The organism is Rossellomorea marisflavi (assembly GCF_009806575.1).
GTDB lineage: Bacteria > Bacillota > Bacilli > Bacillales > Bacillaceae_B > Rossellomorea > Rossellomorea marisflavi_A.
Genome location: NZ_CP047095.1, coordinates 1,017,499 through 1,033,609 on the forward strand (window position 1 = coordinate 1,017,499; position 16,111 = coordinate 1,033,609).

Here is a 16,111-nt window from a genome sequence, read left to right on the forward strand (position 1 = left end):
GCAACCTCTTGAAGGGAGGAAATAGACGAACACCCTATGACCGATTTGTCCCAATCTCAATAGACTATAAAGATGAAAGAAGAAGGAGGGGTTTAGGTTTGGCATTTCCGAGTAACAATCAATATACCGCAATCGAGGTGGGTGGCGTTCCGCTCTTTGACGTTTTGGGGGATGAGTCACCCGCTTCGACGGACCTTGTTGGGAATTCGACGTTTCCGGCTGGCTTTTTCGCCTATGATGGGACCAATGTTTATTTTCGACTACGATTGGATGCAGATCCGCGTAACACGCAGCTGACTGGTTTCAGAAACTTTTCTTGGGGTGTGCTGATCAACACGACAGGCGTAGCTGGAACATACAATTGGCTATTCAACGTGGATGGGCTGAATAATCGGGTCAGCTTGATCCAGAACACGGTCGTGCAATTCAATTCTTGGACCGATCAGGCAGAGGGAACCAATGGCAATGGGGCTCCAAATGTTTCAAGGACTATTACCAATTTTGATTTTGCAAGAGTGGTTCCTGCTGATTCATCGATTGGAGGGACACCAGATTTCTTTTTGGACTGGTACTTACCGGCCAATGTATTTTTTTCCACCCTGGGGATTACAGAGTCTTCCCTGTTACGCACCATTTATTTTTCATCGGCGAATGCGAATAATTACAACAAGGATTCCTTGCGTACGAGTGAAGGGTTTTCTTTCGTCAATGCCTTTAGTAATCCTGTATCTGCTCAGGATACTGATATTCGTGCCCGTCTCGAAACCAATAAGCAGCTGACCGGTGGCCCGGCAAGCTTGCTGCTCGGGCAGCAAGCCACGTGGACCGGTACCATCACCGTGAGGAACAATGGGCAGTCAGCGGCCAATGCCGTGTCTCTGGTCGATCTCATCGGGACTGATGTGGTTGGTTCATTTGTGGTAGACAGTGTCTCCCAAGGGCTGATCACGTATAATGCACTGACGAAGCAATTGACATGGAACGTGGGGAATCTTCCTGCCAACATCCAAGCTACTTTGACGTTCACTCTTACAGGTTCCTACACACTGAGCGGACAGCGGCTCCTTGATCGCGTTGTGGCTACGGGACTGGATAGTTTCTCGGGAGGGGGGGTGACTTCCAATACGACCATTGTGAACGTAAATGTAACAGCTTCTGCTACGATCAATGGCGTTGTCACCGATCAGGCTACGGGGCTTTTCCTGCCAAATACTACGGTCAATCTCCTACAGGGGGTCACGGTTGTGGCCTCGACGATTACGAATGCCATCGGCTTTTATTCCTTCACCAATCTGGTACCGGGGAACTATACAATCGAAGCAGCCAGGGCGACGTATAATACCGCCAGTGTTAACACATCTGTAGCCCCTGGTGCTTCTAATACGGTGAATATCCCGCTACAGCCTCAAACAAGTAGCATTTCGGGGAATGTTTCAAGCGGTGGTCCGATCCTCGGGGCGACGATCGTCCTCACGAATTCTTCAGGTGTCATCGTGGGTACCACGATCACGGATGCTTTAGGAAATTACTCTTTTGTGGGACTCATACCGGGGCCATACAATCTAGCGGTTTCCGCCCCGGCGTTTCAATCTCAGACGATTGGCGTCACGACGGTGGCCAATCAGGCATCGGTCGTGAATGTTACCTTAGTGCCGAACCCCGGTGCCCTTTCCGGTACGGTACAGGATAGCGTGACCAGTGCACCACTTCCCGGTACCACGGTGGAATTGCTTACATCTACGGGGATCCTCCTCAACTCGACGACGACGGATGCAGGGGGCGTCTATACATTCGATGCACTAGCTCCCGGGCTTTATCAGGTAAGGGCGTCGGTTTCAGGATATTCCACGGGTATCGTATCGGCATTGGTTGTCTCGGGGTTGACGGCGACAGGGAATCTTCTCCTTTTGCAAAACCCGGGAACGGTGACGGGGCAGGTAAGGGATGCGGCGACTCTGCTGCCGATACAGGGGGCCACGGTTCAAGTGATCGACGGACAGGGGGTCGTATCGGGGACACTGTCGACCGATGTGACGGGAGTGTATACCTTTGCCTCCTTGCGTCCAGGTTCGTATTCTCTTATATTTTCGGCACCTGGATATGGAAGTGTAACCAATGGAGCCGTGGTGACGTCCAATGCCATCACGGTTGTGGATGCTCCATTGACACGGATAGCAGGAACGTTATCGGGTACCGTGACTGGCCCGGGCAGCCTGCCAATCCCTGGTGCGGTCGTAACGGTGTACGCTAATAACGTCCAGATCGCGAGCGTGTTGACGGATCTGGCAGGGAATTACACCGTTCCGGGGCTTTCTCCAGGTTCCTATACCGTCGTGATCGGGGCCAATACGTTCACGTCGGCCTCTCTAGGGACATCCATATCAGGTGGACAGACTACAACGCTTGACGCACTCCTGACTCCAAATCCAGGTACGTTGACTGGAACCATAACCGATCAGGGTGCCAATCCCCTATCGGGCGTCTCGGTGACGGTGGCAGCAAGCTCGGGTACGGGAATCATCGTCGCAACGACGGTGACAGGAAATGACGGGACGTATACGGTCACGGGTCTTGCTCCCGGAAACTACATCGTGGTGGCAAGCAGTCTCAATTTCCAACAAGTTTCGGCTGGCGCCAGTATCGCAGCTGCCGGAACGACCGTATTGAACCTATCTCTTGCCAGTGATCCTGGGACCATCTCCGGGGTGATTCTCGACGCCCAGACTGGGAGTCCGATTGCAGGAGCGAATGTACAGATACGGGTTTTGGATGCAGGGGGCTCTCTTGTCGCCACGGTTCAATCTGCCCCGGACGGTCAATACGTTTTGGGGAATCTTGCACCGGGGGTGTATACCGTTGTCGCCTCTGCGGTGGACTTCCAGACCAATAGCGCTACGGTACAAGTGTTCCCGAATCTGACGACGGTCGGGAATGTGGCCCTTTTGCCAAATCCGGGAAGTATTTTCGGCACGGTCACAAGCAGTATCGGCTCAACGCCGATTGGAGGGGCGGTAGTATCGGTCCTGAATAGTAGCGGTCAATTGGTCACGTCCGTACTGACGGACATTGCCGGGAACTTCACCGTAACCGGACTTGCGCCGGATCAATATACCCTATCGGTCCTTTCTCCCGATTTTCAAAATCGCAGTGTGGGCGCGATCGTCGTTTCGGGCGTCACTACGCCGGTAGCCGTTCAACTGATCCCTGATCCTGGGAGCATTACCGGGACGGTCACCCCTACAGTACAGAACACGCTTTTACAGCTAAGGGATATCAATAACGTCTTCATCGATTCGTTTGCAGCGAACCCTGATGGAACCTTCTCTTTCAATAATCTGGCACCAGGTGTGTACACAGTCACGGCGAGTGCACCGAACTATTCATCCGCACAAGCAGGTGCAGTGGTGGTTAGTGGGGAGACAGATGTCATCGCACTGACCATCTTACCGAATCCCGCCACCATAACGGGCACCATCACGACAACCGGCGGGGTGCCGCTTCCGACCTCATTCGTTCAAGTGTTGAATCCGATAGGCATCTTGGTGGCTTCAGGTTTTTCTGACGCCAACGGAGTCTATACGGTGGGGAATCTTCCGGCGGGCTCTTATACGGTAGTGGGCAATGCGGTCAATTTTGGTCAGGCGTCACAAGGCGTAACGCTGACAGCAGGGCAAATCCTGCCGGATGTGAACTTCACGCTCCTGGGGGATACAGGGGGCTTGACTGGTCAGGTAACGGATGCGTTTACGGGTACCCTCTTGTCAGGAGCCACGGTTGTCATATCGGATGCCACAACACAGCTTCCCGTTATCACCACCACCACCTCTTTGTTCGGGAACTTCCTTGTGAGTGGTCTCGCTCCTGGAACCTATATTGTGACAGCTTCCCTGACCGGCTATGCCTCCCGACAAGTGGGAGCGATCGTTGTCAGCGATCAGAACGGCATCGTCCACTTATTCCTCACCCCGGATCCAGGGACCATTGCAGGTACCGTGGTGGATACGAATGGAAACCCTGTAACGGGTACAAACATTCAGATCACCGTTGTGAACGAAGACAATGTCATCATTGCAACGGTCCTGGCCAATTCGGATGGAACGTATCAGATTCCTCAGCTTCTGCAGGGGACATATTTTATCACGGCCAGCGCCCCAGGTTTTGCTTCCTCTACGGTTTCAGCGATTGTAGCAAGCGATCAGGTAACCCCCGTCTCGAATGTCCTCACTCCAAATCCTGTTGCCGTGACAGCGACCGTCCTTATCGTAGGTTCGTCTACGCCGATTGCAGGATCTCAAGTGCAGGTCAAATCGGCAAATAACATCGTCATTGCGGCAGGAACGACCGATTCTTCAGGTCAGGTAACGTTTCAAGGACTTCCCGCGGGCACCTTGTTCTTTACAGCGGATGCTGTGGATTTCGGAACCGATTCCAAGACTGTCTTTGCAGGTCCAGGAGATATCCTGACGGTTGAACTGCTCCTGAGGGATGACCCAGGTCAGGTTGTGGGACTTGTGACCGATTTGACTACAGGAGCCCCAGTACCGAATGCTTCCGTGACACTCAGGAATGTAGCGGGGGTCAATGTATCCACTGCATTGACAAATGATTCTGGCCAATACTCCTTTACAGGAGTGACTCCGGGCACTTACACCGTTATAGCCAATGCCGCGAATTTCGGACCTGAGTTGTCAGGTGTAACGGTTGCGCCCAATATCGTAAGCAATGTCAGCTTTGCCCTCCAGCCTAATCCGGGGGTGATTCAAGGAACGGTGCGTGATGCGGGAACCAATCTGCCGATCCCGAATGCCACCGTGACAATCCGGCAGTTCTCTGGAGATGGGCCGATCATAACAACGACTCTCACGGATGCGAATGGGTTCTTCCGATCCACTCAATTATCACCAAGGTCCTACGTGGTCGTATCCGGTATCGATGGATATGGGTCAGCCGCCGTGTCAGCCGATGTCGTCAGCAGTCAGGTGACGACGGTTGAGGTATTCCTCACGCCGAATCCGGGTGCCATCCAAGGAACCATCCTTGATGCTGAGACCCTGCAGCCGCTAGGCGGGACACTCGTGCGGGTCATCAACAACCAAGGAACCATTATTGCTTCAGTGAATACGGATGCGAATGGCTTCTATTATGCAGGCGGGTTGCCTCCGGGGGATTATACGGTAGGAGCGGTCAACCCTGTGTACCAGGCGGGCCTGAGTGAAACGTTGATTCAACCGAACGTGACCAATACGGTGAACTTGCTCTTGCAAGGGAACCCTGCTACGTTGAACGGCCTCGTTTATGATGCCGTGGACGGATCTCCATTGCCGGGTGCGGTGATTGAAATTAGAGTGAGCGGCACCAATATCCTCGTTCGGCGAGTGGTATCAGATGGAACTGGTAGATACATTGTTTCCGGATTACCACAAGGTACATTCGACGTAGGGGCACAACTTCAGAATTATAAGATCAGTACCAATACGGTGTTCCTTAGCCCTGGTGAAGTGGAGGGTCTTAATATTCCATTAAGTCCATTCCCTGCAACAATCATTGGAACGGTGGCCGATGCCCTCACGCTAACCCCGATTGCGGGTGCACTTGTCCGTTTGGTCATTCCGAACACGGATATTGAAGTAGGAAGCGTATTGACCGGTGCCGATGGAACCTATACGTTGAGCAATATACCTGAAGGACAGTATACCCTGACTTTCTCAGCTAATGCCTTTGCTAGTGACGTACAATCCATCACGCTTGAAGAAAATGAAGTTGCAACCATCAATGCATTCCTGGACGCTAATCCTTCTACTATTTCTGGCAGGGTGACGGCTCAGGGATCGGGGGCAGGGATTCAAGGGGCTCTTGTGAGGGTCTTTACTCAGAATGGTGCCTTTGTGACGAGTACGTTGACGGATGCAAATGGCTTTTATGAACTACCGGGTATCAGGGAAGGAACCTATTCCGTGATCTACAGCGCGACCGGATTTGGAACGACTCTCAGGACGATTCCCTTACCTGCCGGAACGAGTGTTACCGTGGATGTATCCCTTGTGCAGGATACTGCCTCCATCCAAGGCACCGTTCGGGATGCTGCGAACGGACTTCCACTTCCATCGGCACTCGTACAGATATTCGTGGTAGGGACCACAATCCCTGTTGCATCCGTCCTGACGAACCAACAAGGGGGCTACACCATTGATGGTCTCTTACCCCAAGAATATCGGGTCGTCTATAGTGCCACAAATTATCAATCCCAGACGAACCTCCTTTTATTCAATCCGGGAGAAGTAAAGACGAATGATGTGGCTTTGGATCGACTTCCATCAAGGATTGAGGGCACCGTCACAGAGGCCGCCAGTGGACTTCCGATTGCCAATGCATCGGTGACGCTCCTATACAGCGGCTCAGGTATCATTGCGGCAACAGGATTCACCGACCCGAACGGGAATTATGCATTGGATGGGTTGTCACCAGGTGAGTATACTCTCCGTTTCCAAGCCCCAGGATATGTCACGGGAACGGTCCCGATTGTCCTCGGGCTGAATGAGCGGGTCGTGGTCAATCAGGCATTGGGACTTGGTTCTGGTACTATTGCGGGATCAGTGAGACGGGCAAGCGACGGTACTCCGATTGTGAACGCACTCGTTCTTGCCTTCACGGTCGCCGGGCAGCCGATTGGAAGTACCTTGACAGATGTCAATGGGGCATATTTGCTGAGTGGTCTTCCTCAGGGACCGGTGGTCTTGGTTGTAAGGGCCACAGGTTTTCAATCTGAGAGAAGGGATGTTGCCATCAGGGCTGGTCAAACCGCTCAAGAGGATTTCGCCTTAGTAGCGAATCCTGCAAGCCTAACAGGTTTCATCACGGATATCGGGACAGGTGGACCGGTTCCGGGGGCTCTTGTGCAAATCCTTCCCGTTGGTTCAGAAGTTCCTTTCAAATCCACACTGTCCCTTCAAGATGGGGTCTATCTTCTAATCGGGTTGCCGGCTGGCCGATTTGTGGTACGGGTCAGGGCAGAAGGATATGAAGAGAGGCGGATTGAGGTCACTCTGACAGAGGGGCAGGTACTTGATCTTGATATTCAACTGGGAGAGATTCCACCAACTCCCCCTCCAACTACACCGCCTGTGATCGAACTGAATGCGGAATGCATCAACGTAAGCAAAGTCTATGACTGGGTGTTTGCTCCATTCCGGGAAAGTCAAAAGGTCATGATCCCGCCTGACTGCAGGGGAATCGTAGAAGACGCCCTCGCCCTCGGCGAAGACGTGACAATCTCCTGTAGCACCGGAGCCACAACCTGCCGCGTGATTGGGTACGAGAATGGAAGTCCGGGTGTCGTGAATGTCAGGATTGAGATCCCGGTCAGCCTGACCCTTGAAACGGAGGACGGGGGCTCGTGCACCATCGACTACCGGGCTTACCTCGACCGTTCCCTTGCCGTTTGCATTCCTGATGGCCTCAACGCCGGGAACATCGACTGCTCGCTCCTTGAAGTAAAATGCATGGCAGATGGCGGAGTCCTCACCGATCAGTTCTTCGAGATCAACCTCTTGGCCTGCCTGCAGATCGAGGTCCATGCCAACGTCACCCTGGAGGTTCTCGCTGAATTCTGCTTCCCTCGTGGAAACCCTGAATTCGTCGATCAGGATGCCAATTCCAGCTGTGACTTTCCGGAATGGCCTCCAAATTGCTAACACATGACCGATCCCGTTTTGGGGTCGGTTTTTTTATCTTGGAAAAAGGTTCTCACGGAGCTCTTAGTGGATATAGTGAGAATGAAGTGGGATGAAATATCCATTTCCCAGTAAAGATTTTCCTGAATCAGCCGATAAAAAGGTTGTTGGAGATAGATTATACCTGGAGGTTTTAGCATGAATAGAGAGTCATTGGGAAAACAATTCATCGGAGGCGAGTGGAGAGATGGGAACAGCACCAGTGAAATGGTGAACATCAACCCGTTCAACGGTGAATCCATCGTTACATATAAACTTGCAGATACAGAAGACATAGATGCAGCCTACCAAGCAGCCGCAGAGGCGAAGCTTCAGTGGGATAAAGTAAATCCGTTCAAGAAGCGCGACATCCTTGAAAATGCCGTGAGATATATTGAAGAGAATGAAGAAGAAATCATCTCGATCATCATTGATGAGCTCGGTGGAACAAGATTGAAGGCCGTATTCGAGATCGGTCTTGTGAAAAACATGATCAAAGAAGCCGCCACCTTCCCGATCCGCATGGAAGGCAAGATCCTGCCGTCTACGATCGATGACGTGGAAAACAGACTGTACCGCATCCCGGCTGGGGTCGTGGGCGTCATCAGTCCGTTCAACTTCCCGTTCTTCCTATCAGTCAAATCTGTGGCACCTGCACTCGGAGCCGGTAATGGCGTCGTCCTGAAGCCCCATGAAGATTCCCCGATCACAGGCGGGACCCTCATCGGGAAGATCTTTGAAGAAGCAGGGGTACCGAAAGGTCTTCTGAATGTTGTCGTTGCAGACATCAAGGAAATCGGGGACGCGTTCGTGGAGCATCCGATCCCGCGCATCATCTCGTTCACCGGTTCAACCGGCGTCGGAAGCTACATCGGTCAAGTGGCCGTGAAGAACTTCAAAAAGCCCCTTCTTGAGCTTGGTGGAAACAGTGCCTTCATCGTACTCGAAGACGCAGATCTTGAATACGCCGTCAATGCAGCGGCCTTCAGCCGTTTCACCCACCAGGGGCAGATCTGCATGTGTGCCAACCGCGTACTCGTCCAGCGCTCGGTCTATGATGAGTTCGTAACGAAATTCACGGCAAAGGTTTCGACATTGAAAACCGGTGACCCGAAAGATCCGGACACCATCATCGGGCCTGTGATCAACGATCGTCAGGCGAAAAACCTCGCCGCCCTCATTGAAAAAGGAATCGAAGAAGGAGCGAACCCTGTGCTTCGAGGAAACAACAGCGGCCGCCTGTTCGAACCGACCGTCCTCGCCGATGTGACGACGGATATGACCGTTGCCCAGGAAGAACTCTTCGGTCCGGTCGTATGCATCATTCCGTTCGACAGAGAAGAAGAAGCAATCGCCATCGCCAACGAGACCCGCTTCGGGCTTAGCGGCGCCGTGCATACATCGAATCTGGAGCGCGGAGTGGAGTTTGCGAAGAAGGTCCACACCGGGATGATCCACGTGAACGATATCACCATCAACGATGAGCCGATCGTGGCCTTCGGTGGGGAGAAACAATCCGGCATCGGCCGCATGAACGGGGAGTGGAGTCTGGATGAATTCACGACCCTCAAATGGATCTCTGTCAACTACGGTCAGCGTCAACTACCATATTAATAGAAAGAATGTGAATGAAGATGGCAAACAAAAGTGTACTAGAATCATTCGTCCAGGTCGCGCCCTTGTTGAACAGCCTGATCCAGGATGACATCACCGTCGGAATCTATGACACGGAAAAGCTCATCATCAACATCCCCGGGAAGACGTTCGCCTTGAACGTCAAGCCGGGTGATCCCCTCGTTGACGAGGATATCGTCACGAAAGCAATCCGCGCCAACGAAGAACTGACGGCGGTCCTTCCAAAGGATCTGTTCGGATTTCCCCTGATCGCACGTGCCATCCCCCTTCATGATGACGAAGGCAACGTCATCGGAGGCGTCGGGATCGGGACGAGCCTTGAGAAGGCGAGCGCCCTGTTCGAGATGGCCGAAAGCTTCTCCGTCATCGTCGAGCAAACCGCTGCGTCCATTGAAGACATCAGCACTTCCGTCACCCAACTGTCAGGCCGAGTGACCGATATGACTGACCAGATGAAAGACGTCAGCTCCAGCGCAGAGGAAATCGGCGAAATCTCCGGAGTCGTCAAAGGCATCTCGGATCAAAGTAACCTCCTTGGGCTGAACGCGGCCATCGAAGCGGCACGTGCAGGCGAAGTCGGTAAGGGCTTCTCCGTCGTGGCCAACGAGATCCGCAAGCTTGCCACGAACTCAAAAGAGAACGTGACCCAGATCAATGACATCACCAAGAACATCCAGGGACTCCTTCTGTCCCTAAACGAGTCGTTCCAGGAAGTCTACACCTTGACCGACACCCAATCAGGCTCCATCCAGGAGTTCTCAGCCACCATCCAGGAAATCAGCGCCAAAGCACAAGAACTCGCCGAGCTCGCAGAGAAAACCCTCTACGACGGGAATTGAACGAAAAGAAGCATGGGCAGCCCCGTGCTTCTTTTTTTGGTGGTGCATGGTGGCGCATAGGAACCGTCCCCATGCGCCATTATTGAGTTGCCCCATTCCTTCCTTTACACTTACTAGTATCGAATGATAGAAGGAGTAAGAAATGAAGATAACAAGAGACCAACTGGAAAACCAGCAAGTATGGATTTATGCCATTGCCCTCCTCATCGGCGGGGCAGTCGGGCTCTTCAGTCCGGAGGCAGGAGGGAGCCTGGATGCGGCGATTTCACCGTTGATTGCGATCCTGATGTACGGGATGTTCACGCAAATCCCGTTCCTGAAGCTGCGTGAAGCCCTGTCGAATCTGAGATTCATGATGGCATTATTGATTGCGAATTTTATCGCGGTGCCCGTCATTGTCTGGGGACTGATCACACTCTTTCCTTTGGCGCCGCCCGTCCTGCTGGGCGTATGCCTCGTGCTTCTCACGCCGTGCATCGATTACGTGATCGTGTTCACCCAGCTGGGGAAAGGGAATGAAAAGCTCATGCTTGCGTCCACACCGGTACTGTTCGTTATGCAGATGCTCCTGCTACCGGTATACCTATGGCTGTTCATAGGCGGAGACATGACCGGAATCGTGCGCGTCGGTCCCTTCTTGGAAGCCTTCCTCTTCCTGATCGTGGCGCCGCTCATCATGGCGCTCCTCACACAGATGTGGGCAGGCAGGAAGACGGCCGGAGCCCGGTTTCTCGACTGGACCGCGTGGCTTCCCGTCCCGTTCATGGCCTTTGTGCTCATCGTCGTTGTCGCCTCGCAGATTGGCAAGGTGTACAGCGACCTCGATGCGATTGTCCGGGTCATTCCGATCTACGTGCTCTTCCTGGTCATCAGCCCGATCATCTCCCGTTCCATTGCCGCCCTGTTCAAGCTCGACACAGGGGAAGGCCGTGCCCTCATCTTCAGCGCCGGCACGAGGAACTCCCTTGTCGTGCTGCCCCTCGCACTCGCTCTGCCGGGTGGCTGGGCACGACTCGCCGCAGCCGTCATCGTCACCCAGACGATCGTCGAGCTCTTGGGGGAGCTGGTGTATATCAAGGTCGTACCGAGGTTGATGAAATAATGGAGGGACCCCCGAAGCCGTAAGGTATTGGGGGTCTTTTTTAGGTAGGGGGGATAGATGGTGGTCATTTCTGAATGGACCGCATGCAGCTTATTTGCGACTTTTTCCCGATATCGTTAACAATCTAGTTTTATACGAGAATTGCCCTGATTTACCATGCGTTTACCAGTCGTGATTTCAACGGATCTGTTCAAAAAGGCCTTGAATCATCCAAACAAGCTGTGAATCTGGTCGAACCTTGTCGAACGGGAAGATTCGAAACTGTTAAAGATAAATTTACTTGCGAAAATCAAAAAAATACTCGCGACTTTTAAAAATTTATTTGCGAAAAACGAAAATCTATTTGCGAACTCCCGGGTCTACGATTTTTCTATTTGCGACATTCCAGTCAAATCAGCGATTGAATGCTGTTCCATATGAATCTGCTTGGTTATTTGCGAACTCCCAGCCTCACCGTTTTTCCACTTGCGACATTCCAATCAAATAAGCGATTGAATGCTGAATCGGCCACGTTATGTGCGAACGCCAACAACCACTAACGGGCACTCACCGACAGACCTCATCCATCATTCCAACCCCGAGCCACCACCGCCATCCCCCTGAACGACCGTCCACCATTCAAGCTCCGATCCATACCACACTCCCCACAAAAACTCGCAGCCATCACCCAACCTATTCTTCCCAAACCCCCAACACCAAAAAAATACAGGCGATACCAAAAGAGTGCTAGTGAAAGCGATTACATTCATGATAAAGGACCCATATAATCAAGATGTACCAACACGTTAAAGGGGATTCAAGTGTGAAGAAGATGTGGAGAATGGCTTCATTTTTTATGGTTCTGGCTTTATTCATGGGGATGCTGGCCGCTTGTGGCAGCAGCAGTAGTTCAGGTGGAGGAAAGAGCAAATCCGGCGTCGATATCGGGATCGTTCTTCCGACGAAGGATGAGCCGAGATGGGTTCAGGATGAAAAACGCTTTAAAGATGCGCTGAAGGATTCGGATTACAATGTTGAAATCCTGTTCAGTCAGGGTTCATCTGCCAAGGAAAAAGAAAATGTGGAAACATTGCTGAATAAAGGCATCGATGTCCTGATCATCACGCCTCAGGACGGGGACGCTGCAGCAGCGGCTGTCGAGTCTGCGAAGAAAGAAGGCGTAACGGTCATCTCGTACGACCGTTTGATCACGAATACGGATGCCGTTGATTACTACGTGACATTCGATAGCGTCGCGGTTGGGGAAGCTCAAGGTCAATACTTAATCGACCACGCAAAAGGCAAGGATGTACCACTTTACCTGTATGCTGGGGCAGCGTCAGATAACAACGCGTTCCTATTCTTCGAAGGAGCTTGGAAAGCCCTTCAACCGAAAATCGCCGATGGCACTTTCAAGATTGCCAACTCAAGTGAAGCAGAAGGCCTGAAGGATACGGCAGAACTCAGCCGTGACCAGATGAGTAAGATCCTCGGACAGGTCACAACGAACTGGGATCCAAACGAAGCCAAGAACAAGGCTCAAACGCATTTGACAGCAGTCGGAGCGGACATGAAGGGTGACGTAGCCGTACTTGCACCGAATGATGGTACGGCACGAAGCATCGCGGATGTATTCGGTTCCGATTCAGAAGTGAAGAGCTTTGTGGTCACAGGTCAGGATGCAGAGAAAGCATCGATCCAATATGTGATCGACGGCAAGCAGTCCATGACGGTCTTCAAGGATGTCCGCACACTTGTAACAGATGCCATGGGTATCGCAGTCGACGTGCTTGATGATAAGAAACCTGAAACAACCGGTTCTTACGATAATGGGAAGAAAGAAGTAGAAGCGAAGCAAACGGAAGTCATCGTGGTGGATAAAGAAAATGTGAAAGAAAAGCTGATTGATTCCAAATACTATGAAGCTAGCGAATTCACAGGTTTGGAGTAAGAAGGATGTGGTGGCGGGGCAATCCCGCCACTTTTCCACCTGTCATTGCTTTTGTTAAAGGGGGTTAACGAATTGAAGAAGTATTTGCTGGAGATGAATGATATCTCCAAGGAGTTTACAGGGGTCAAAGCACTGAGCGATGTGAATTTCAAAGTCGAGGAAGGCGAGATCCACTGTCTGATCGGGGAAAACGGGGCTGGGAAGTCCACGCTCATGAAGGTGCTGAGCGGCGTCTATCCATATGGGACCTACACGGGGGACATCGTGTTCGAAGGGGACGTTCAGCAATTTAACAAAATCAGTGACAGTGTGCAGGCAGGCATCGCCATCATCTATCAGGAACTCGCTCTCTTCCCGGATCTCACGGTCTATGAAAATATCTTTGCAGGGAATGAAGTGAAAGTCGGCGGGTTCATCGACTGGAACCGCACGATCGTGGAAGCCCAGAAGCTTCTGAAGAAAGTGAAGCTCGATGTGAATCCCGATACGCTCATCCGCGACCTCAGCGTCGGGAAGCGTCAGCTCGTGGAAATCGCGAAGGCACTCAGTAAGGACGTCAAGCTCCTCATCCTCGATGAGCCAACGGCGGCCCTGAATGAAGACGACAGCGAAAACCTGCTGGAGCTCTTGAAGGATCTGAAGGCACAGGGCATCACGTGCATCATGATCAGCCACAAGCTGAAAGAGGTCATCCATATCGCCGACAAGGCGACGGTCATCCGGGACGGGCAGACGATCTGCACCCTCGATGCCTCAACGGGCCAGATCACAGAACCCGTCATCATCAAGAACATGGTCGGGCGCGATATCCAGGATATTTATCCGAAGCGTCCGAACAAGAAGCACGGCGAGAACATCCTCGAGCTTCACAACTGGTCGGCGTATGATCCGCAGCTCGGCCGCCAGGTGATCAAGAACGTCAATCTGTCGGTGAAAAAAGGCGAGATCGTCGGGATCGCAGGACTCATGGGCTCCGGGCGCACCGAGCTTGCCATGAGCATTTTCGGCAACGCCAAGCACTACAAGCTAGAAGGGGATCTCATCTGGAACGACACCCTCACCGTCCTGAAGCATACGCGTGATGCCATCAAGGCGGGCATCGCCTACGTGACGGAGGATCGGAAGGATGATGGACTATTCCTTCTCCAGGATATCAAGAGCAATATTTCCGCTGCGAACCTCGGGGGCATTTCCTCCAAGGCCGGCGTCATCAATGAAAACGAAGAGATACGGGTAGGGGAGAAATATCATAAATCCCTTCATATCAAGGCATCATCCCTTGAACAGCTCGTCGGGAACCTGAGCGGGGGAACCAGCAGAAGGTGTCCATCGGGAAATGGCTGTTCGTCGGACCGAAGCTGCTCATCCTCGATGAGCCGACGCGGGGAATCGACGTTGGGGCGAAGTTCGAGATCTACACGGTGATGAATGAGCTCATCGAACAGGGCCTCAGCATCGTCATGATCTCATCGGAACTCGGGGAGGTCCTCGGCATGAGCGACCGGGTATACGTCATGGCCCAGGGCCAGATCAAAGGCGAACTTCAAGTCGAAGACGCCAATCAGGAAAAAATCATGGAGCTAGCAACGCAATAAGGGGGTAGACAGAGATGAATATTTTTCAAGAAACAAGGATGCTGATCCGGGACAACATCCGTGACTACGGGATGTACATTGCATTATTCGTTATCATTCTAACATTTACATTCATGACCGACGGGCTGTTCATGACGTCGAGGAACATTAGTAATCTATTGGATTCCGCTGGATACATCGCGGTCCTTGCCGTGGGGATGACCCTCGTCATCGTCATCCGCCACATCGATCTATCGGTCGGGTACGCTGCGGGATTCCTGGGCGCCATCGCGGCGATCCTATTGACCCAGGCGGGCTTGTCCCCGTGGTTGACCATTCCCATCATCCTCGTCCTCGGGGCGGTCGTGGGACTCTTCAACGGACTTCTTGTGGCACAAATCGGCATCCCGTCCTTCGTGGCGACCCTTGCCGGCATGCTGATCTTCCGCGGAGCGCTCCTCCAGGTGACGGAGAAGACCGGGACGATCATCATCCAGGATGACAAATTCAATGCCATCGGGAACGGGTTCATCCCGTCCCTGACACAGGTGAACGGTCTTCACCTCCTCTCCTTGTTGGTCGGAGTCGTGGGTATCCTCCTGTACATCTACAGCGAATTTTCCACACGCCGCAACAAGATCAAGTACGAGTTCGAAGTCATTTCAGCGCCGATCTTTGCCCTGAAGCTCGTGTTCGTCTCAGCCATCATCGGCTACGTAACATGGATCCTTGCCGGATACAACGGTTTCTCCTGGACGATGGTCATCATCCTCCTCGTTGTGGTGGTGTATCACTTCCTATCGACGAAAACCGTCCTCGGGCGTCACATCTACGCCGTCGGAAGCAATCCGGAAGCGGCTCACCTGAGCGGGATCAACGTCAAGAAAATCACGTATATCGTGTTTGGCTCCATGGGGATGCTGGCCGCCCTATCGGGAATCCTCTTCACCTCCAGGCTCCAATCGGCCACGACAACGGCCGGGACCTTGTTCGAGCTTGATGCCATCGCCGCGGCTTACGTCGGCGGTGTATCCAGTGCCGGAGGAGTAGGGAAAGTGACAGGCGCCATCATCGGTGCCATCGTCATGGCCTCCCTCACAAGCGGCATGAACCTTCTCGGAGTAGGGATCTCCTACCAATACATGATCCGCGGAGGCGTACTCGCAGGCGCCGTCATCTTCGACGTGCTTACCCGCAAAAAACGCTGACGCACCAGGACGGCCCCAAAAGGGTCGTCCTTTTGGGCGTTTGGTGAGTGAAGCATGGGGACGGTTCCGGTGAGGCATTCGAGAGGGAATGAAACAAGGGAACGGTTCCGAAGC

General features: G+C 52.8%; 6 protein-coding genes and 1 pseudogene. All 7 read left to right on the top strand.

Going from position 1 to position 16,111, the window contains the following annotated elements; translation table 11 throughout:
* The first annotated feature begins 98 nt into the window (after positions 1-98).
* The 7 genes and pseudogenes from D5E69_RS05400 (at position 99) to D5E69_RS05430 (ending at position 15,997) form a co-directional block, all read left to right on the top strand.
* The gene (locus D5E69_RS05400; RefSeq protein WP_148796609.1) at positions 99-7,691 is read left to right on the top strand and encodes a carboxypeptidase regulatory-like domain-containing protein; all 7,593 of its coding nucleotides are present in this window, start codon (positions 99-101) and stop codon (positions 7,689-7,691) included.
* A 177-nt stretch (positions 7,692-7,868) separates the two neighbouring features.
* Entirely contained in the window at positions 7,869-9,323 is a 1,455-nt protein-coding gene (gene yfmT, locus D5E69_RS05405) for a benzaldehyde dehydrogenase (RefSeq protein ID WP_048005317.1), read from the top strand.
* A gap of 20 nt (positions 9,324-9,343) precedes the next feature.
* Positions 9,344-10,183, top strand: a complete 840-nt coding sequence (locus D5E69_RS23795) for a methyl-accepting chemotaxis protein (protein ID WP_269430705.1) — start codon at positions 9,344-9,346, stop codon at positions 10,181-10,183.
* Positions 10,184-10,325: 142 nt separating this feature from the next.
* Positions 10,326-11,285, top strand: a complete 960-nt coding sequence (locus D5E69_RS05415; RefSeq protein WP_048005315.1) for an arsenic resistance protein — start codon at positions 10,326-10,328, stop codon at positions 11,283-11,285.
* Positions 11,286-12,144: 859 nt separating this feature from the next.
* Positions 12,145-13,215: a sugar ABC transporter substrate-binding protein gene (locus tag D5E69_RS05420; RefSeq protein ID WP_286188170.1), complete on the top strand. Its 1,071-nt coding sequence runs from the start codon at positions 12,145-12,147 to the stop codon at positions 13,213-13,215.
* Positions 13,216-13,287: 72 nt separating this feature from the next.
* Positions 13,288-14,810: pseudogene (locus D5E69_RS05425) on the top strand (ATP-binding cassette domain-containing protein).
* Positions 14,811-14,824: 14 nt separating this feature from the next.
* The gene (locus D5E69_RS05430; RefSeq protein ID WP_048005313.1) at positions 14,825-15,997 is read left to right on the top strand and encodes a sugar ABC transporter permease; all 1,173 of its coding nucleotides are present in this window, start codon (positions 14,825-14,827) and stop codon (positions 15,995-15,997) included.
* Positions 15,998-16,111: the final 114 nt, after the last annotated feature.